General features: G+C 39.7%; 21 protein-coding genes and 1 pseudogene. 6 read left to right on the forward strand and 16 right to left on the reverse strand.

Translation table 11 applies throughout. The features are described from left to right. Positions 1-54: 54 nt before the first annotated feature. Together rlmN and ACW2QC_RS18805 are read right to left on the reverse strand one after the other, a co-directional pair. The gene (gene rlmN, locus ACW2QC_RS18800) at positions 55-1,122 is read right to left on the reverse strand and encodes a 23S rRNA (adenine(2503)-C(2))-methyltransferase RlmN (protein WP_457545480.1); all 1,068 of its coding nucleotides are present in this window, start codon (positions 1,120-1,122) and stop codon (positions 55-57) included. 87 nt (positions 1,123-1,209) lie between these two features. Then, positions 1,210-2,412: a hypothetical protein gene (locus ACW2QC_RS18805; protein ID WP_457545481.1), complete on the reverse strand. Its 1,203-nt coding sequence runs from the start codon at positions 2,410-2,412 to the stop codon at positions 1,210-1,212. 430 nt (positions 2,413-2,842) lie between these two features. On the opposite strand from ACW2QC_RS18805, the gene ACW2QC_RS18810 reads away from it, so the two are divergent. Then, entirely contained in the window at positions 2,843-3,847 is a 1,005-nt protein-coding gene (locus ACW2QC_RS18810; protein WP_457545482.1) for an LLM class flavin-dependent oxidoreductase, read from the forward strand. 44 nt (positions 3,848-3,891) lie between these two features. Here ACW2QC_RS18810 and ACW2QC_RS18815 read toward each other — a convergent pair whose 3' ends face one another. The 3 genes from ACW2QC_RS18815 to ACW2QC_RS18825 all read right to left on the reverse strand — a co-directional run bounded on the left by ACW2QC_RS18815 (position 3,892) and on the right by ACW2QC_RS18825 (position 5,207). After that, entirely contained in the window at positions 3,892-4,206 is a 315-nt protein-coding gene (locus ACW2QC_RS18815; RefSeq protein WP_457545483.1) for a DMT family transporter, read from the reverse strand. Then, a complete protein-coding gene (locus tag ACW2QC_RS18820; RefSeq protein ID WP_457545484.1) occupies positions 4,206-4,544 on the reverse strand; it encodes a DMT family transporter in 339 nt (112 codons plus the stop codon). Before ACW2QC_RS18820 ends, ACW2QC_RS18815 begins: the two co-directional genes overlap by 1 nt. A gap of 84 nt (positions 4,545-4,628) precedes the next feature. Next, positions 4,629-5,207 (reverse strand): TetR family transcriptional regulator, encoded by a 579-nt coding sequence (locus tag ACW2QC_RS18825; protein ID WP_457545485.1) that lies wholly within the window; start codon positions 5,205-5,207, stop codon positions 4,629-4,631. 173 nt (positions 5,208-5,380) lie between these two features. Here ACW2QC_RS18825 and ACW2QC_RS18830 point away from each other — a divergent pair, with 173 nt between their 5' ends. After that, the gene (locus ACW2QC_RS18830; protein ID WP_457545486.1) at positions 5,381-5,815 is read left to right on the forward strand and encodes a YndM family protein; all 435 of its coding nucleotides are present in this window, start codon (positions 5,381-5,383) and stop codon (positions 5,813-5,815) included. A gap of 46 nt (positions 5,816-5,861) precedes the next feature. Here ACW2QC_RS18830 and ACW2QC_RS18835 read toward each other — a convergent pair whose 3' ends face one another. The 6 genes and pseudogenes from ACW2QC_RS18835 to desA all read right to left on the reverse strand — a co-directional run bounded on the left by ACW2QC_RS18835 (position 5,862) and on the right by desA (position 12,835). Then, entirely contained in the window at positions 5,862-7,376 is a 1,515-nt protein-coding gene (locus tag ACW2QC_RS18835; RefSeq protein WP_457545487.1) for an acetyl-CoA hydrolase/transferase family protein, read from the reverse strand. 754 nt (positions 7,377-8,130) lie between these two features. Beyond that, positions 8,131-8,777: pseudogene (locus tag ACW2QC_RS18840) on the reverse strand (LytTR family DNA-binding domain-containing protein). Positions 8,778-8,887: 110 nt separating this feature from the next. Further along, positions 8,888-9,496 (reverse strand): NAD(P)H:quinone oxidoreductase, encoded by a 609-nt coding sequence (gene wrbA / locus ACW2QC_RS18845; RefSeq protein WP_457545488.1) that lies wholly within the window; start codon positions 9,494-9,496, stop codon positions 8,888-8,890. A gap of 466 nt (positions 9,497-9,962) precedes the next feature. Further along, on the reverse strand, positions 9,963-10,562 hold the full coding sequence (locus tag ACW2QC_RS18850) for a response regulator (protein WP_457545489.1): 600 nt from the start codon (positions 10,560-10,562) through the stop codon (positions 9,963-9,965). A 15-nt stretch (positions 10,563-10,577) separates the two neighbouring features. Beyond that, entirely contained in the window at positions 10,578-11,696 is a 1,119-nt protein-coding gene (locus tag ACW2QC_RS18855; RefSeq protein WP_457545490.1) for a sensor histidine kinase, read from the reverse strand. Positions 11,697-11,782: 86 nt separating this feature from the next. Then, positions 11,783-12,835, reverse strand: coding sequence for a Delta(5) desaturase DesA (desA, locus tag ACW2QC_RS18860; protein WP_457545491.1), 1,053 nt, complete (start codon positions 12,833-12,835; stop codon positions 11,783-11,785). A gap of 201 nt (positions 12,836-13,036) precedes the next feature. Here desA and ACW2QC_RS18865 point away from each other — a divergent pair, with 201 nt between their 5' ends. Then, on the forward strand, positions 13,037-13,660 hold the full coding sequence (locus ACW2QC_RS18865; RefSeq protein ID WP_457545492.1) for an NUDIX hydrolase: 624 nt from the start codon (positions 13,037-13,039) through the stop codon (positions 13,658-13,660). Between the two features lie 31 nt (positions 13,661-13,691). On the opposite strand, the gene ACW2QC_RS18870 is transcribed toward ACW2QC_RS18865, so the two are convergent. Then, on the reverse strand, positions 13,692-15,620 hold the full coding sequence (locus ACW2QC_RS18870) for an ATP-dependent DNA helicase (protein ID WP_457545493.1): 1,929 nt from the start codon (positions 15,618-15,620) through the stop codon (positions 13,692-13,694). Between the two features lie 260 nt (positions 15,621-15,880). Here ACW2QC_RS18870 and ACW2QC_RS18875 point away from each other — a divergent pair, with 260 nt between their 5' ends. From ACW2QC_RS18875 to ACW2QC_RS18885, 3 genes are all read left to right on the forward strand, one after another. Beyond that, a complete protein-coding gene (locus ACW2QC_RS18875) occupies positions 15,881-16,681 on the forward strand; it encodes an N-acetylmuramoyl-L-alanine amidase (RefSeq protein ID WP_457545494.1) in 801 nt (266 codons plus the stop codon). 274 nt (positions 16,682-16,955) lie between these two features. Further along, on the forward strand, positions 16,956-17,309 hold the full coding sequence (locus ACW2QC_RS18880) for a hypothetical protein (RefSeq protein WP_457545495.1): 354 nt from the start codon (positions 16,956-16,958) through the stop codon (positions 17,307-17,309). Positions 17,310-17,447: 138 nt separating this feature from the next. Beyond that, positions 17,448-17,870, forward strand: coding sequence for a hypothetical protein (locus ACW2QC_RS18885; RefSeq protein WP_457545496.1), 423 nt, complete (start codon positions 17,448-17,450; stop codon positions 17,868-17,870). Between the two features lie 185 nt (positions 17,871-18,055). Here ACW2QC_RS18885 and ACW2QC_RS18890 read toward each other — a convergent pair whose 3' ends face one another. The 4 genes from ACW2QC_RS18890 to ACW2QC_RS18905 form a co-directional block, all read right to left on the reverse strand. After that, on the reverse strand, positions 18,056-18,382 hold the full coding sequence (locus ACW2QC_RS18890) for a permease (RefSeq protein WP_457545509.1): 327 nt from the start codon (positions 18,380-18,382) through the stop codon (positions 18,056-18,058). 70 nt (positions 18,383-18,452) lie between these two features. Continuing rightward, on the reverse strand, positions 18,453-18,662 hold the full coding sequence (locus ACW2QC_RS18895; RefSeq protein WP_457545510.1) for a helix-turn-helix transcriptional regulator: 210 nt from the start codon (positions 18,660-18,662) through the stop codon (positions 18,453-18,455). A 110-nt stretch (positions 18,663-18,772) separates the two neighbouring features. Continuing rightward, on the reverse strand, positions 18,773-19,135 hold the full coding sequence (locus ACW2QC_RS18900; RefSeq protein WP_457545497.1) for a hypothetical protein: 363 nt from the start codon (positions 19,133-19,135) through the stop codon (positions 18,773-18,775). Beyond that, positions 19,129-19,584: a hypothetical protein gene (locus tag ACW2QC_RS18905; RefSeq protein WP_457545498.1), complete on the reverse strand. Its 456-nt coding sequence runs from the start codon at positions 19,582-19,584 to the stop codon at positions 19,129-19,131. Before ACW2QC_RS18905 ends, ACW2QC_RS18900 begins: the two co-directional genes overlap by 7 nt. Positions 19,585-19,693 lie beyond the last annotated feature (109 nt).

A 19,693-nucleotide genomic window follows, 5' to 3' on the forward strand; every position in this document is an offset into this window, starting at 1 on the left:
TGATAAAACAAAAAACGCATCTACTAAGTAGACACGTTCTTTATGTTATATGCATTATACGGCATTTTTCTTCTTAATTTGTTTACTTCTTAACTGACCACAAGCTGCGTCAATGTCAGCACCATTTTCCCAACGAACACCACAATTTATACCGTGTTTCTTCAGCGTTTCAAAGAATGCTTGAATTGTTTCTGGTTCACTGCGTTGGTATTGGTTATGCTCATCAACCGAATTGTATGGAATTAGATTCACATATGTTAAATGACGCTTATCACGTAGCAATTTAGCAAGTTGTTCTGCTTCCTCTTTATGATCGTTAACATCTCGCAACATAATATACTCATATGTGATCCGCCGATTCACTTTCTCTAAGTAATAATCGACTGATTTCATGAGCTTTTCAATTGGAAATGCTTTGTTTATTTTCATAATCTGTGTTCTTAAATCATTATTTGGTGCATGTAAGGAAATTGCTAAATTAACTTGTAGCCCAGTATCAGCGAATTCATAAATTTTATGTGCAAGACCGCTTGTTGAAACAGTAATATGTCTTGCTCCAATGCAAAGTCCCTTATCATCATTTACGACACGAATAAAATCAATTAAATTGGTAAAGTTATCAAACGGTTCACCGATACCCATGACAACGATATGGCTAACACGTTCTTCCTCACCTTGTTCATCAAGGTGTTTTTGTACATTCATGATTTGTTCGACAATCTCACCGCTCGTTAAGTCGCGGTTTTTCCGAAGTAAACCACTTGCACAAAACGTACAGCCGATATTGCAGCCTACTTGGGTCGTGACACAAACAGATAGTCCATAATTAAATCGCATTAATACCGTTTCAATTAAGTTACCATCCTGTAGTTTAAACAAAAATTTGATCGTACCATCTTTGGATTCCTGTTTAATTTCTGGTTCTAGTGTATGCAGAACGAAATGTTCCTCTAATAATGCGATACAATCTTTGTTAACGTTTTTCATTTCAGAGAAGTGTGTGACACGCTTCTTATATAACCAATTCCACACTTGTTGAGCGCGGAATTTTCGTTGTCCATGTTCCACCAGCCAATCTGTTAGCTGATCAAATGTTAGTCCATAAATGGATGTTTTGCTCATTGTGTACCCTCATTTCAATACTTGCCTTCTACCTTACTATACTACTTTAAGTGTGGTGCTGTTGCAAATGGTTTATTTTTCTAAGGCTTAAATCAATTCACATTTTTGCAATGTTATATAAGCAAAAGTGGAAATCAGGTCTTTGCTATCTTGCTGTAACACACTAACAAATGGTTGATTTTTATCCACATAACTCCAGATACTATGGGGAATATGCCGCTCACATACAAGGATGATTTCCGCTCGTTGAATTTTTCCTTTCAGCACCTCAAAACTTTGTTCGTAGGGATTGTGTAACTCCACAGAGCAACCGTGTTTTTGTAAACGATGTTTGTAATCATTCATAAAACGGGATCCAATGACTAAAACACTGAAATTACCCAGCCATAAATATTCTCGTTCTTGAGCAGTTGATTTTACCGGTTTCTTTTTTATTCGTTGTTTAGTCGAAGAGGCTTGTTCCAATTGAAAGCATTTGGTAATCGTTACGCCTTCTTGATGAAGAAATGCCTTTACTGGTCTATCTATGACGAGTTCTTCATTACTTACATTTCTTGTTACTGGATAAATACTCGTTTTACCATGTTTGGTAACATCTACAAATAACCATCGATCGTTTTCACAAGCAAGATAACCAAGTCGCATCATTTCATTCGTGTTTTTCGAATGACGCAAATGATACCGTCTTTTATTATTTTTTGAATGATAGTAAAGTAAATTAACACGTCGCATCAGGAGGTAAAATAAATTGTGTTGTCCACGATAAAAATGATGCAGATTATCCATTGTAATGAAATCTTCCACTAGTTCCAGTAAATCAGGAAGGTAATCACTGGTGATATATTGCTGCATATACCGCATCAGGTACATTGGATTTTTTTGCATGCGATTTTCACGTTGTCGATAGATCTGCAATTCTTTATGCAGCTTTTTCACTTCCTGTTCAAGGTCTCCATATTTTTGCCGTGATAGCAGGTCGTAGTTCTCCACTTGGCGACGAAGGGATTGGTTCGATTGTTTTAGCTGTTTTACCTGGTTCGAAAGCTGCGCTAATTTATTCGCACCCGTTTGTCTTTCCGCGTGTTCATATTCCTGTTGCACCTGTTGAATTGTTTGCTCTGCCAGAATTCGCTTAGCCTTTTCTTCCTTGATTGTCTCGTCTTGTTGATTCAATTCATCCTCAAGATCCTGAATCTGAGAAAGTTGTTGCTTTGTTTCCCACCGTTCTTGTTGCAGCTTAGCAATTGTTTCTTCATTTTCTTTAAGCCTTTGCCGCTGCTCACGTATCACTTGCTTCTTTTGTTCCAGCTTTTTTTCTTTACCATTTAATTCTTTTTGCGCTCGTTTTCGCAGCTTTTTTCTCTTTGAAGGGATTCGTTAGATGTGATAGGAGCCGATTTAGAAAAGTTAGTCTTTCGCTCGTGCAGACTTTTATAAAAGTGCGCTTTGTTCTTTTCCAACTGTTTACTTTTTTGTTCCGCAGATTTTTTCAAGCTATGCTTAAACGCAAAATCACTGATCATCATCACCTCCAAGGATAACATTGAATCCAGTTTATCTAGTAAAATTATACTAGATTACAGGTGATAATACACCATTAAACGACAGAAAGATCAGATTAGTCAACAAAATAACCTCCCATACTGAAGGGCTTAGGCGGAACGTTGGACGATTCATTCGAAAAGTCGTATCATTCCTTACTAAGAAGGAGTGATCACGAATGACTTCAAATAAAACATTTAACAATATCCCATTATCTGTTCTAGACCTCTCCCCGGTTAATGAAGGGAGCCATCCGGGACAGTCATTGCAAAATAGTGTTGATTTAGCACAACATGTTGAAAAATGGGGATTTAACCGTTATTGGTTAGCAGAGCACCATAATATGCCTGGTATTGCCAGTTCAGCAACATCTGTTATTATTGGTCACATTGCTGGGGCAACAAACCATATGCGCGTTGGTTCAGGTGGAATCATGTTGCCAAACCATGCAACACTTGTTATTGCTGAGCAGTTTGGCACGCTTGAAACACTTTATCCAGGACGAATTGACTTAGGTCTTGGCCGTGCACCAGGTAGTGATCAGGCTACAGCCTATGCATTACGCCGGACACTGCATATGGGGCCAGAGGATTTCCCATTACAAGTAGACGAACTTCAAGGGTATTTTGCCGGCACCGAACGTGTTCATGCGGTTCCTGGTGAAGGACTTGATATCCCAATTTGGCTACTTGGATCAAGTGGCTTCAGTGCACAGCTTTCCGCACAAAAAGGAATGCCTTTCTCTTTCGCTAGTCATTTTTCGCCTGATTACACGATTCCGGCACTAAACTTGTATCGCAGCAATTTCCAGCCATCTGACACGATGAAAAAGCCGTATGCAATGCTCGGGGTTAATGTGATTGCAGCTGATACAGATGAACAAGCACGCTATGTTGCCACTTCCCAACAACAACAATTTTTGAGCATACGAAGGGGTCAGCCAACCAAATTACAGCCACCAATCGAAAATATTGATGAAGTGTGGACGGAAATGGAAAAAGCAGCCGTTGAAAAATCCCTCAACTCACGATCAACCATTGTCGGAGGTCCAGAAACGGTCAAACAAGGATTAGAAGCCTTTTTAAATGAAACACAAGCAGATGAATTTATCATTAACTCACAAATTTTTAACCACGAAGATCGATTACGTTCGTATGAGATTATAGCAGAGTTAATGGATTAATCTTCAAGGGTCAGACCCCTTCAGAGGGATCTGACCCTTATTTCCTAAGATAATGCCTTCAATCCAACAACTCCAATGATAATCGCTACTAGACTTATAATCCGATAAATACTTTTTGATTCGCCAAAGAAAGTCATATTCAACAATACCGCACCAGCAGTTCCAATCCCAACAAAGACTGCGTACGCAACACTTACCTGTAAATACGTGAACGAAAAGTACAACAATACAAAAGAGCCACCAAGCCCGCCAAGATAAATTGTTCCATTTTTAATTGTCCTATTTTGACTGAATAGCCGCAAACCTAACACACCAATCACTTCACAAATTGCCGCCAAAACAATGAATATCCAACCCATTATTGTAAAACTCCTTCAGTTTGCTCGTTATCAGAAAGCTTTAATCCAATCACCCCAGCGACTAAGACTGCCATAAAAAGAATCTTCCCAACATTTAAATGTCCGCCAAACAAAAACACATCCATTAAAGCTGTACCAATAGTCCCTGCCGCTGCAAAGATAGCATATACCGTCCCTGTCGGCAGATTTTCACAAGCCTTTGCAAGAAAATGTAAATCCAATGGAACCATAAATACAATCACTGCCCAATGCCACCATACAGAGGCAGTATTTAATATGAACACCCATACTAATTCAAACAAACTCGTTAACATAACATATATCCATGACTTATTCATTACCTATTCACCCTTTATGACTGACGTTCAGTCACTTTTTATTATAAAGTTATAATAGTTAATCTCCGGCAACTTCATATAGCACTAGCTCCTTACCCCCAGCGCATATTCCGCAAAGTCTAAAACCTCCTTCTTTTTTAACTCAACCAAGTTTTCATCTATCTCTGCATATAAATAGGATTGCTCTGCTACTGATTCAATTAACCCAATTAAGACTTCAGCCGTTCTCTCAACATGAAGGATATCACGAATGGTTCCTTCTTCTTTTGCTTTGGTCAAAAACTCGCTCATCCATAAGTAGTACGGCGCATAAATTGTTTCCCATTCCTTTAGATATTCTGTTGCAGCAAGACCGGAATAAATCAAAGCAAATACTTCACGATAATCCTTAGTGAGATCGAATACAACATCAACTACCCTTTCAAGTCGTTCGGAAAAAGTAGTGGAACCATCAATCGTTTCCCTTAACGCGGCAAGCACTTTTTCAACCATTACCTCTGCAATAGAAGGCATAACAGCAAATTTAGAGGAAAAATATAAATAAAATGTACCTTGGGCAATTCCCGCGCCCTTCACAATATCCGATATTTTTGCTTTCTCCATTCCTTTTTCACGAAAAACCTCGATTGCAGATTGAACAATAAGCTCTTTTTTATCTTCCATTTTTACCCTCACCTCGAAAATGACTGACTATCATTCATTTTATTTTTAACTATGTAGTTTGTCAAGATGTTGATTGGTCATTAATACAAATTTATATTGGGCAATAATCATGATAATTTAACTTAACTTGAAAATACTATGATAAATGATGTAAGAAAGGATGTGTTCATGCAATGGACCACTTAAAGGTATTAGGAATGAAGTTTATTGCTATTGCCATTACTGTTTTTTCCATATTCGGGATCTTTTATAATGCTACGTTAGTTAATATGTTTTGGATCAGTTTATTTGTCACCGGGATTTCTTATCTGATAGGAGATATGTTTATTCTCCGGAAATTTGGCAATGTTGCAGCTTCTATTGCAGACTTTCCATTAGCGTTTTTTTCGCTATGGGCATTAGGAAGTTTATTTATTGATGGCGGTCTACCAATCATTACACTTTCTTTATTAGGAGCCTTCTTCATTTCAATTTGCGAGCCATTCATTCACGCGTATATCGTCGAAAACTTTTCATTTGAACGACATGATTTACGCACGATGAACCAATTACAAACTGAATTCTCCGAGGAAATTGACCCACACACAGATAAAAAAGAAGATGAATAATTATGTGAGGCCTGTCCCCCACGTGAGGGACAGGCCCATTACTTTGTTAAACCATCTCCAAAACACGCTTGCGCATCGTACCTGTTTCGGCAAAATTTGTGTGCCACGATAAGGCTTTTTCCAAAACGTGTGGGGTTTGCCCACCTCTTTCAAGGGCCTCATTGTAGTAATCCCACAATTGCTCACGATACATAGGGTGTGCACAGTTTTCAATAATTAATGGAACACGTTCTCTTGGAGCAAGTCCACGCAAATCTGCATATCCTTGTTCGGTTACAACAACATCAACATCATGCTCGGTATGATCAACATGCGGGGCAAATGGAACGATACTTGAAATATCCCCGCCCTTGGCAATTGATTTTGTTACAAAAATAGCTAAACGTGCATTTCGTGCGAAGTCGCCAGATCCACCTATTCCATTCATCATTTTGGTTCCTGAAACATGTGTAGAATTAACATTGCCATAGATATCAAATTCTAACGCAGTATTAATCGAAATCAATCCAAGGCGGCGAATGATTTCTGGATGATTGGAAATTTCTTGTGGTCGCATAATTAACTTATCGCGATAATCTTCAAACGATCCAAAAACCTGTGCCATCTTCGCTTCTGACAATGTGATAGAACAACATGAAGCAAAGTTTACTTTTCCGGCATCAATTAAATCAAACACCGCGTCTTGTAATACTTCAGAGTAAACTTCCAAGTTATTGAATTCAGAGTCAATCATACCATGAAGCACGGCATTTGCAACGGAGCCAATTCCAGATTGAATCGGAGCAAGGGTTTCCGTAAGTCTCCCAGCCTTCACTTCTTTTCGTAAAAATGTTAGTAAATGTTGTGCCATTATTTCCGTTTCATGGTCAGGTTCAACAATAGTTGATGGTGAATCCAGTTGATTCGTAAACACGATTCCCTTTATTCTTTCTGGGTCGACCTTGATTCCCTTAGTACCAATCCGATCATCCGGTTTTGTTAATGGAATCGGTTGACGCTGCCCTTGTTTTTCCAGACTATAAATATCATGCAATCCTTCTAATAATGGGGATTGCGCCATATTAATCTCCACAACAATGTTTTTCGCATGCTCTCCAAATATCGATGAATTACCAATGGATGTCGTCGGAATAATCATCCCATCTTCTTCAATAGTAACCGCTTCCAAAATTGCATAACCAATTGGCTCTAAAACACTTGACCTTACTAATTCTGCTGTATGTGAAAGATGATGATCTACAAATAAATGTTCACCTTGGTTAATTTTCTTGCGCATCGTAGCATCTGCTTGAAACGGCAGGCGTTTATTAATAATTCCGGCCTCAGCAAACAATCTATCAACATCCGATCCTAATGAAGCACCTGTGAAAACGTTTACTTTAAATGACTCATTTTCAGCACGTTTAATCAATGCAGTTGGTACCGCCTTCACATCACCGGCACGTGTAAATCCGCTTAACCCCAATGTCATGCCGTCTTGAATCCATGAAGCAGCTTCTTCCGCCGATACAACACGATCCTGTAGACGAGGGTTTTTAATACGTTTCAATTTATCTTCCATCTTTAATCCCTCTTTTAAAAATATTATTAGAATTATTTTAACGTACAAGAGAAAATCACCGGGGATTCTAGTTGGAGATAGGAAATTCCTGATTAGAACATTAAAATTCTTGTCTGAAACAGCATATTTATTAAAGGAGTTTTCACATTGGTTGTTGCTTAAAATTTCGTAGTCGAAAGTGCTTACTAATTGCCGCCACGGAAATACACTTCGCTTTCCTTGGGCTCATCGTGATAAACAGACTCTTGGGAAAACCGTCCACTTTGGTACCTCATCGTCTTCGCCTTCCCGCGGGACAAGGATTGCTTCGGCAGCGTAACATGCACGTAGAAAATGGATCTGTATTTTCAAGGAGACCGTATATTTCCACTGGTGTTGTACTTTATAATCAAATTACATTTATTAATTGCTTGGTTAAATCACAATGACTATTCACCTTTTTGATAGTTGTTTAGAGTGAAGGGCAGTCGACTTCAGCGGGATCTTCAGTCGTTGCTTTTCCCAACTTAATTTTTAAGTAATGAACGCATCTATTAGCAGCCCGTATATACGCAGACTCCTGCGGGAGGAAAGGCCTAGGTGAGACCCCGCAGTGCGTTAGCACGAGGAGGCTCTCCAGCCGCCCGCGGAAAGCGAAGTATATACGGGCTGCGGTGGTAGAAAGCCTTATTTTTGCTAAACGGTTGTTTTAACAGATTGTACTTTTAGCTTACATCGCAGTTTCTATCTAATGTGTATTAAGAAACCGCATTCCTCAAAACCCTAGCAATTTTCGAAAATAACTGGAGTATGATTGACTAACCGGAATTGTTGTACCATTGTCCATTGCTAGTACAAATGTGGAATGTGTATCCGGGTAAATTTCCTTAATGTGATTTACGTTCACAAGAAAAGACCTGTGACAGCGTACAAATGATTCCCTTGGCAATAAATATTCAAATTCCTGCAACGAGTTTTTATTAGTACCCGAGAAACCATCGGCAACGACATGTGTTTTTCTATCCTTCACTTCTAAATATTTCACATTACTAAAAGGGATCGGTTTCCAGCCATCCTCTGTTTTGACAGTGACAACTGATTTCCCTTCCGTTAAGGCTGGATAAATTGCCATGACACACCCTTCCAGTTTTCCATTCTGTTCGAACGGGACAGCCATCCCATGATATGGAACCCCAAAAATATATCACGGTTGATAAATTCCGATACCTTTTGCTTTGACAGTAACGCTTTATGGGCAATTGTCCCTTTCTTCACCGCATCTCCTTGCCTAATTTTTAAATCAACCCGTTTACTGGACCGATAATAAATATATTCACTAGTATTGGATACAGCAATTGAAATTTCATCTGAAAACAACTCACCAATCACGTCTAACAAGGAAACTAATGTTAATCTTTCCATAATGAAGCACCTTTCGTGTTGTTTTATCGATATCATTTTAACATGTTTACCATTAGAACATAAAAAAAGAGCCAGCCGGAAATTAACCCGACTAGCTCTTGTATCTATTCTTAGTTACCTGCAATAACGCGTCCAGCAATATCAACTGTACGTTTTGCTTGATGTTTTACTGCTGCTTCCACATCTTCGACCATTCCACCATCTTGGCCTTGCGTTACGCTTGTTCCATATGGGTTACCGCCAGCTCCGAAGATAACTGGATCTGTGTAACCTGGAGTAGCAATAATAGCACCCCAATGCATCATGGACGTATATAATGACAATAATGTTGCCTCTTGTCCACCATGAGGATTTTGTGCAGATGTCATGCCGCTGACTACTTTGTTTACTGTTTTGCCAGCTCCCCATAATCCACCTTGCATATCTAGGAATTGTTTCATTTGTGAAGCCATATTACCGAATCTGGTAGGTACACTAAAGATTATTGCATCTGCCCATTCAATATCATCTGAAGTTGCTTCTGGGACGTCTTTTGTTGCGTCAACATGAGCTTTCCATGCTGGATTTGATTCGATTGCAGCTGCCGGAGCAAGCTCAGGGACTTTCACTAATTTTACTTCTGCTCCAGCTTCCTTACCTGCTTCTTCAGCCCATTGTGCCATTTGATAGTTTGTTCCTGTTGAACTGTAATAAACAACTGCTAATTTTACGTTTGCCATTTTATTTATCTCCTTCTAGGGTGATTCCCGAATGATTTATTTAAAATTTCACATCTCTTTGTGGATGTATTTATAAGTAAAGTTAAACTAAACTATCTTTTTTATTCTTTACATAACCTCTCCTTCTATTCAAAAATAGATTACATAGATATTGTTTAGAAACTTAATTACTTTATGTAAGTAATATAACCTAAAAAACCCACTTATGTCAAATAAGCAGATTCGCTCGGGTTGATGTCCTCGCGATCGGGTTGATGTTTTCGATTTCGGGTCGATGTTCTCGTTTTCCGGTTGATGTTTTGCGTTTCGGGTTGATGTCCTCGCGATCGGGTTGATGTTTTGCGTTTCGGGTTGATGTTTCTCGCTCTTACTTTTTGTAATGTTATTTCAAATATTCCCTTTCAGATTCTGGTATTGTTCACTTGGCTGCGGGGCAGAGAGCAACAAACAATGCGAAAACAGCCAATTACTTTAACCAGCCCTGTTCCTTAAAACGAGAAATAGCTTCAATTCGATTGCTCACTTCCAGCTTGTCCAGAATAACGGAAACATAATTACGGACAGTACCCGTAGTAAGATATAACTGTTTCGCAATTTCCTTCGTTGTTTTACCATCTGCAATCAGTTTAATCACCTGTTCCTCCCGCTCGGTCAATGGATTTTCATTATTGTATGCCATATCAACGAGTTCTGGAGCGTATACACGTCTTCCGTCCATAATAATTCGGATCGAGTCGGCTAATTCTTCACTTGGACTATCTTTTAATAAATAACCATTAATCTCAGCCTTACGTGCACGTTCAAAATATCCTGACCGGGCAAAGGTGGTTAAAATAATCACTTTACAAGGATCGTCCTTTAATTCCTCTGCGGCTTCAAGGCCACTTTTCAATGGCATTTCAATATCCATTATACAAATATCAGGCTTGTGCCGCTTCACCAAAGTTAATGCCTCTTCCCCATTTCGTGCTTTGCCAATAACCTCCATATCTTCTTCCAAATCAAGCAACGATCCAAGAGCTCCTAACAGCATCCGTTGATCTTCAGCAATAACGATTCGAATCACGACAATCCCTCCTGTTTACGTTTGTTGAATCACATTTGGCACTCGAATAGTCAACGTCGTTCCGTTTTCAGACGCAATATCCAAACTCCCATTTACAAAGTCCAAACGCTCTTTCATCCCCTTGAGCCCATTTTCATTGAACGATTCTACTTTTACAGGGATACCAACCCCATCATCTTGCACAATAATAAGCAGTTCGTTAGGTGATTGTTTAATTGTAACAACACAAGAGGTAGCTTGACTGTGCTTGACAACATTTGTAACCGCTTCTTTCAAGCACATGCTCAGCACATTTTCAATCAATGGCGTGGCCTTGCTGAGATCTGGATTGCCTTCCATGTGAAATTTAATTTGCGCAGCTTTTAAGATTTCTTTGATCCGAATCATTTCGTCTTCTAATTTTGCACCCTTCATATTCGATACCATTTCACGCACTTCCTTCAGCGCCGTTCTTGCCGTTTGATGGACATCATCAATTTCACTTTTAGCTGAAGTAGGATTTTTATGAATTAATTTGCCGGCTAAATCACTTTTCAACCCAATGAGTGACAGTTTTTGCCCCAATGTATCATGCAGATCACGCGCAATTCGTTGACGCTCCTCCAAAACCACTAATTGGGAAAGCTTTTTATTCGCATCCTTTAATTGATTTTCTAATTTCTCTCGCTTGTTTCGATTATAGATAGTAAACGGCAATAGAATAACACCAATGACACTAATGGCTATAAACGGCAGCTGCATCAAGAATATTTCACTCTGGGTAAAAAAGCCAACACCAACCGCAGCAATAGTAGTGACAAGATGAACAATATAAAGCGTGATAAAACCAGCTTTTCGTTGAATATTACCGATATAAAATGCCAGAAATAAGGAAAAGTAAACATAGCCTAGAAAGATCGTCATGACCATACTGATAGCCATTTCGATACTTACCGACAAATAGGCAGTCCATCCCTCCGAAATAAACGATAGGCGATATGCAGTGAAAAAAAGGACAATCATTAAAATGCCAAAAATGATTCCCCATGTTGTTGATGACTTAAAAATAAAATAGAAAGGCAGGATACAAAAGATAATCCACGCATAGATGCTAAGCCCCGTATTCTTCGGGATAATATGATACCATTTCTGCATAGATCTTCCTCCTTCCTATTCTTTAAGTATATCAAAAAAGATAACCCTCCCATACACCAATGGAAGGGTTCACACATCATCTCTAGTTATTTTTCTTGTATGCCTGCACTTCTTGCATTCATTTGCACGCCTGTTTTTGTTTTTCGTAGCAGATCCTTAACCTCTTTAAAACTGACAAACGACCTTGTTGCTTCGTCATACAACCGAAACCGTATCGATTTTAAACTGGAAGCAAAGGTTATAGTCGTTGCTTGTTGTAGTGGCGGTGTAGATTCATGGGCTTTTTCCAAGTTATAATTAGGTACTCTTGGGCTTAAATGATGCACATGATGAAATCCGATACTGCCTGTCATCCATTGCATTACTTTCGGAAGTTTATAATAGGAACTCCCATCGACCGCAGCTTTTACATAATCCCACTCATCCTCATTTTCAAAGTAGGAATCCTCAAATTGGTGTTGTACATAAAACAACCAGATGCCGAGCGAACCCGAAATAAATAGAATTGGCAGTTGAATCATCAGAAATGCTTGCCAGCCAATTGCCCAAATCAAGAGAGCATAGATAACAACAATCGTGAAGTTAATCAAATACGTGTTCAGTCGTTCCTTCCGTCTAGCCCCTTTTCGGTTAAAACGGTTAGATAACAAAAAAAGGTAAAGCGGACCAAGGCCAAATAGTACAATTGGATTACGGTATAGACGGTAAGCTAGTCTACCCCAAAACGTGGAAGATACGTATTCATCAACCGTCATAACCCAGACATCTCCAGTTCCACGTTTATCCAAGTTACTGCTTGTTGCGTGATGGATCGCATGGCTACGTTTCCATTTTTCGTAGGCAAACAGGGTAATGATTCCAGTAATTGTACCAAGAATTCGATTCGCCTTTTTATTTTTAAAAAAAGATTGGTGTGCGCAATCATGGAAGATAATAAAAATTCGGATGACAAAGCCGGATGCAACAATAGCAAGTGCAAGCGTTAGCCAAACTGAAACGGACAAACTTTGATATGCTAGGTACCAAAGTAAGAAAAACGGCAATATAGTATTGATAATCTGCATAATACTTATTTTCATATCTGACTTTTCATAGGGTGCGACATTTTTTCTTAATTGAACTTGTTTTTGTTTACTCATCGTTTACCCCCAAATTATTTCGAGACTTGTTCTTCATTTTATTTTAGAGAACAACCATGAGCGGTAATAGTCATAAACGTCAGGGAACGGATATGACATTTGTCATATCGTATGAAGTCCTTTCATATCATTCTATTGGGTTACCTTTTCATATTTTTGTATAATAGAACAATGATTAATTATCAATTTGGAGGTAGAAAAATGAATCTAGTTAATATCATGACAAAATTGAAAAATCGACAGCCATCTATTCTTGGTTATGAGCAATTTCGCAAACACGCGGTACTACTTCCTCTTATTGAAAAGGATGATGAAACACATATTTTATTTGAAGTTAGGTCTATGAATTTACGAAGCCAGCCAGGAGATATATGTTTTCCAGGTGGAAAGATAGACAAGGAAGATAGGGACCCTCAACATTGCGCCATTCGGGAGACAACCGAGGAATTGGGGATTAATGACGCCAGCATAAATGATATTATTCCACTCGATTATGTCGTATCCGATTTTGGGAGAATCATTTATCCATTCATGGGGCAAATCTCAAACCCTGAACAAATCACACCTAATGAATCCGAAGTAGGTGAAGTTTTTACCGTACCGCTGTCCTACATCCTCCAAACAAAACCTCAAAAATATAAAGTTAATTTTCAAGTTATTCCGGAAGAAAACTTTCCTTTTGATTTAATTATTGGCGGAGAGAATTATAACTGGCAGACGCGGCAAATGGATGAACTTTTTTACAGCTATGACGGCAAGGTTATTTGGGGATTAACAGCAAAAATACTGAATCATTTTTTGACATTAATAGATGATAAGAGGTAACGAATTCTACTTCGATACCTCTTATCCAATGTTACCATTCTATTTCAACTGGTAAAACGTTCGCTAATCTACTTTGGTACAACATTTTTTCATATGCTGTCATCCAAATATGAATCCTCCCAGCATCTTCGCTTGTCCTAATTAAACGTCCAACTCCTTGACGTAAGCGAAGCAACATGTATGGTGCATCAACTTCTATTTCTGGATGTGTTGCGTGTTTCCGTTTTGCTTGAAAAACAGGGTCTTTTGGTGGAAAAGGTAGTGAGGCAATGATCACTTGTGTTAACGCATCTCCAGGTACATCTAATCCTTCCCAAAGATGGTACGCACATAGTACAGCCGTTTTATCTATTTGGAATCCCTTTACCGTCTCACTGATTTCCCGATCCCCTTCGTAAAGCAATTTAAAAGGCCATGCTTGCTCCTTCGCCCATTGTCGGAACTGGTTCATCTCATCTAGTGATGCAAACAGCACCAATGATTTGCCTACATTTTGTGTCAATTGCTCACCGACGGACTTCCACTTGGCTTGTTTTTCCCTTTCAATATGGCCATTTATTCTCATTTGTCCTTCATAATCAAATGGGGAGGCAACTGAAAAAAAGTCAAACACCTCAATCCCCAAACTATCCGCTAAATAGGAAAAATCTCCATCCTGTGATAATGTAGCCGATGAAAAGACAAACGGGATATTTTGTGAGAATACTTCTTTTCGTAAAACATCTTCTACTAAGCGTGGCATAATCACGAAGGTCGTCCTCCCTCCGCTCTCCTCCAACCAATAAATACCTTCATCGTTCTTAAGTAAAATTGATAAACCATATGAGAAATACTCTAAATACTCCTCAATGATTTTCGTGTGGTAGTCATCCATAGTAAAGAGCTCTGCATCAAAGACTAATTGCTCCAGTAATTGCTGCACCTTTTCATATAAGTTCTGCGCCATTTCGTGCATCGCCTTTGTGAGGGAGATTTCCAAGCGGTTCGATCCCTCTACCACCATAGCTCCATCTGCAAGCAATTTAAACCATTCATCATTTACAGTTAAGATATCTTCTACTAAATGGAGTGACTCCTCACGCACATCTTGCCCCATATATCCTGTCAATACACTTGACAATGCTTCAAAATTAAACCGATATGTTAAGCCTTTTTGGGCAGCGAATTCCAGCAAATGCCCTTCATCAAAAACAACACAGCTCGCATCCGGCAGCAATGGCAATTGTCCTTCCCGTTTGCGTGATTCCTTTGTCCAGACATGTTCCATATAAAAATCATGTGAACAAATAATAATGTCTGAGGCATGCCTATAATAGTCTCTATTCAATGTTTGTCCACTGCGATGACGCCATTCACAAGTCGAACATTGCTGTAATGGATCCCAGGCAATTTTATCCCAAGTTTCATCGGACACCCATGGATACTCTTTTCGATCCCCATAGCGCTCAAATGTTTTCATCAAAGCGCTTGTATCAAACACAAAGTCTGGAATCTCATCATGTACATGCAAAATATCCTCATCGTTTGTTTGATTAGCGATTGAGTCCAGTTTTTTAATGCAGACATAGTTCTCCCTTGCTTTTGCCAATCTGACATCAACATCAAGACCCAAAGCTTCCTCTAGCTTTTCGATATCGCCACCTTTTTTTACAAGCTGCTCAATTAATGTCTCATCTGCACATGAAATAATAGCAGGTTTCCCTTTATACCGCGCATAACAAATAGCGTAAAGCAGATACACAAATGTTTTCCCCGTTCCTACACCTGCCTCTGCAAAGATTGTACGCTTATTTTTAAAGGCCTGTTCTAATTGAAAGGCCATATAAATTTGTTCATCACGTAATTCGTACCCTTGTTCCGTTAAAATATCATAAAATACGTCCCCGATATAATCTCCGAGACGGTCAAAAAAGTTATCTGTTTTATCTATCGTAAATGGAATGGATTGCTTTTTGGACATGATAGACCCCTTTTTCATTTGATTATCAGTAAGCTATTATACTAGCACATTTGCACAAGCCGCTCAAACTGTTTTCATGCCACTAAATCTTATTTCCGTTCGATTGTAATGATAGAAGACGGTTCATTTGTCTACTAACACATTGAAAAAGGCGGTGGCAGGGATGGAGTTTTATTGATAAAAAGACGTTTGTCCAATTGCTTTTTATGATGCACCATACACTATTAATGAAAATATTTTAAGAGATGGAGGAGTATTTCATGAAACTATATTTAGACCCCGGCCATGGTGGTTCAGACCCGGGTGCACAGGGGAATGGATTGAATGAGAAAGATATTACGCTAGATATTGCCCTTCACATACGTACTATTTTAACGGATGAATATGAAAATGTTGACGTAAAGATGAGCCGTGCAAGTGATAAAAGTAAGAGTCTAGCACAGCGAACAAACGAAGCGAATTCCTGGGGCGCCAACTATTTCCTATCCATTCATTGCAATTCCTTTAATGGCTCTGCCCAAGGGTATGAAGACTATATTCACAGCAGTCTATCAAACTCATCTCAGACCGCAAAATATCAAGATATTCTACATGCTGAAGTTAACAAATTAAATGAGCTGAACAATCGTGGTCAGAAAAAGGCGAATTTCCATGTGCTGCGTGAATCGTCAATGCCAGCCCTATTAACGGAAAATGGATTTATTGATAATGACCATGACGCAACTTTAATGAAAAAATCCTCATGGAGAAAACAGGTAGCAAGAGGGCATGTAAATGGGCTTGCGAAGGCATTCAATCTTCAGCGAAAAAAAAATGACTCTGGAACGATTTATCGAGTGATCGCCGGTTCCTTTAAGTCAAAGGAAAATGCAAAAGAACGATCAGACTTCCTAGGTACGAAAGGGATCGAAGCCTTTGTCGATTCCATTACAATTTCTGGCGAGCAATGGTATCGGGTTCAATCAGGGGCTTTTGCAGATAGAACGAATGCTAAAGATCGCTTGGAGAAAGTCAAAAATGCAGGAATAAAGGATGCTTTTATTGCTGAGGAGAAACGATAGTATTTAAATAATTTTTTCTCTACCAACGGCAACCGAAATAATTGACCAGCGCGCCTAGTTGTAACTATAACCGTTTTACTGTTGTGATCCGTATTTTTGCTCTGGTGTCTCATCATCCACGGGAGTACTTAGCTTCTGATTATTGCCAGTAGCGTTAATATGAATTCAGTAGTTATCTTGGGGAAACCGGGCAGGAAATCGCATTAGTATGAAATGCGTCTTCCTGCCCGGTTAATATTTTAGAGAAATTACAGTTGAGGTGGGGACGATCCGGTTGAAGCACGACCTGTGGCTTTTCTTGTTTGTTCGGTGGCTTTCCGCGTTCTTCCGGCGACTTTTCCCGCGTTCGTCCGGCAACTTCCGGCGTTTGTCCGGCGACTTTCCGCTTTTGTCCGGCGACTTCCGGCGTTTGTCCTTCGACTTTCCGTTTTTGTCCGGCAACTTCCCGCGTTTGTCCGGCGACTTTCCGCGTTCGTCCGGCGACTTCCCGCGTTCTTCCGGCGACTTTTCTCGTTTGTCCGGCGACTTCCGGCGTTTGTCCGGCGACTTTCCGTTTCTTCCGGCGACTTCCCGCGTTCTTCCGGCGACTTCCCGCGTTTGTCCGGCGACTTTCCCGTTTGTTCGGTAACTTCTCCCGCTTGTCCGGCGACTTTCCGCTTTTGTCCGGCGACTTTTCTCGTTTGTCCGGCGACTTCCGGCGTTTGTCCGGCGACTTTCCGCGTTCTTCCGGCGACTTTTCCCGCGTTCGTCCGGCAACTTCCCGCGTTTGTCCGGCGACTTTCCGCTTTTGTCCGGCGACTTTCCGCGTTCGTCCGGCAACTTCCGGCGTTTGTCCGGCGACTTTCCGCTTTTGTTCGGCGACTTCCCGCGTTTGTCCGGCGACTTTCCGCGTTCGTCCGGCAACTTCCCGCGTTTGTCCGGCGACTTCCCGCGTTCGTCCGGCGACTTCACGCGTTTGTCCGGCGACTTCCCGCGTTTGTCCGGCGACTTTCCGCGTTCGTCCGGCGACTTCCCGCGTTCGTCCGGCAACTTCCCGCGTTTGTCCGGCGACTTTCGGCTTTTGTCCGGCGACTTTCCGCGTTCGTCCGGCGACTTCCCGCGTTCGTCCGGCGACTTTTCTCGTTTGTCCGGCGACTTCCGGCGTTTGTCCGGCGACTTTCCGTTTCTTCCGGCGACTTCTACCCAGTAAAGGAAATAAAAACAGTAACGGCTACAAATATAACGCCCATCCCCACAAGCAGCTTAACAAATCCCTTCTTTGTTAAGCTTTTATTTTCATCGTAGTCATTTCGCAAAAGAAAATAAAATAATAGTATCCCGATAACTATACAGACTGGAAAAAATAATTGTGACACAAGAAACACCTCCGCAATATCAATTCCGCTTTGCCAAAATAACCATAGAAATAAACACAGTACTAATCATTAGTGCTGCTAGGATATTAAGCACTTCCATAGCGGTTAATGGTAAAATATTAAACTGAATAATGCCGGAGAGTACAATGTAATAAACTACCAGTGCAATAAAGGAATAGGTCAGCCCCTTGTATCTAATCAGCTTCATGCGTTCATCATTTTGCTTAAATTGCGGATAAAGATAGCTCATCGAAAATGACATAATTGTTAGGGCAATCAGGTTATATGTTTGTGCTGGTGGCGCTGAATTTGCCATGAATCCTACAACGAACATAAAAATAGTCATGCAAAGAAACAGACAGCCAACCACGATAAAAGCTTTTGGTGAATAATCCTTACTCAAAACGAAAGCCCCCTCATTTTTTGTAATCCTTATCTTCTAAAAAGAAAATACTTTCTACATTCGTTTGAAATAATTCCGCAATGATCATCGCTAAAGGAAGTGAAGGATTGTACTTCCCTTTTTCAATGGAAATAATTGTTTGTCTTGATACCCCTAGTTTCTGTGCTAAACTTTCCTGTGAATAATCAAACTTCCTTCTATATTCCATCATGTTATTTTTCAATCCGTTCACCTTCCTAACCCCATTTTAATGTATAGGTCCCTTTACGTCAAGTTTACTTTACAATAAGTTCGAAAAAAAAGGCGCACTGAGAAAGTGCAGAATTGGATTATCTATACCTTATGCTTTTTCCACATTACATAATTATAGAATGCTTGGATAATAAATAGTAACAGAAAGATGAGGGTGAATGAGAATAATGCTAGTAAATCAAGATGTGTTGTCCATAAAGCAAGAACGAGTAATGGGATGAATATAAGCGCACTCCAAATACTTCGAATCATTTTTCGTCGATAGCTTAATCGGAAATAACTAAAACGAAAGCCATGATCTACTTTCTGCTTGCCTTTGTTTTTAACAGAAAGGATAACAACGATACTTAAAATAATTAGTATAGAAATAATGACAGAACGTGTGTCTTGCAGGAAATCAAAAGTAGATTTAGTTGTTAGTAGGTAAAAATTAATGCCTAGCAACAGCCACCCTCCACTCGTTGTCGATCCAACACCTCAACTCTTTTTTTGAGGATATTTTTTATTTCATCTAAATCATCTGCTGCCAGCCAATCCGAAGTAAACTGATGGACTTTTTCATTCTTCATGTGCAGCTCGATTATTGTACTAATCACGATCACCTTTTTAACGTTGTCGAACTCAATTTGTTTTCTCGGTATTACTGGACCCCGATGAATAGAAATGCGTTGTTCATCTATACGAATATAATCTTTGTGTCGCATATTCAAATAATAGATACCCATTATGCCCCCTACTCCTGCCAGCAAAACATGAATAGCAATTACAGGTACACTTAATCTGCCATTCATATAGGCGTTGAGCAGAAGCAACAACAAATTCGTAATTGCAATAATAATGGATGTTGCACCGGCCGGTTTCCATTTTTGCTTTTGGACATATTTAAATCTCATATTCACACCCTTTGCAGTCAAACAGAATTTTATAGGCGGCCCTGTTGAGACAATATCTTGTAAATTCCCTCTCTTTATTATACGTAGAAAATTACTACACTTGCAAAAT

It is taken from the genome of Virgibacillus sp. FSP13 (genome assembly GCF_054048505.1).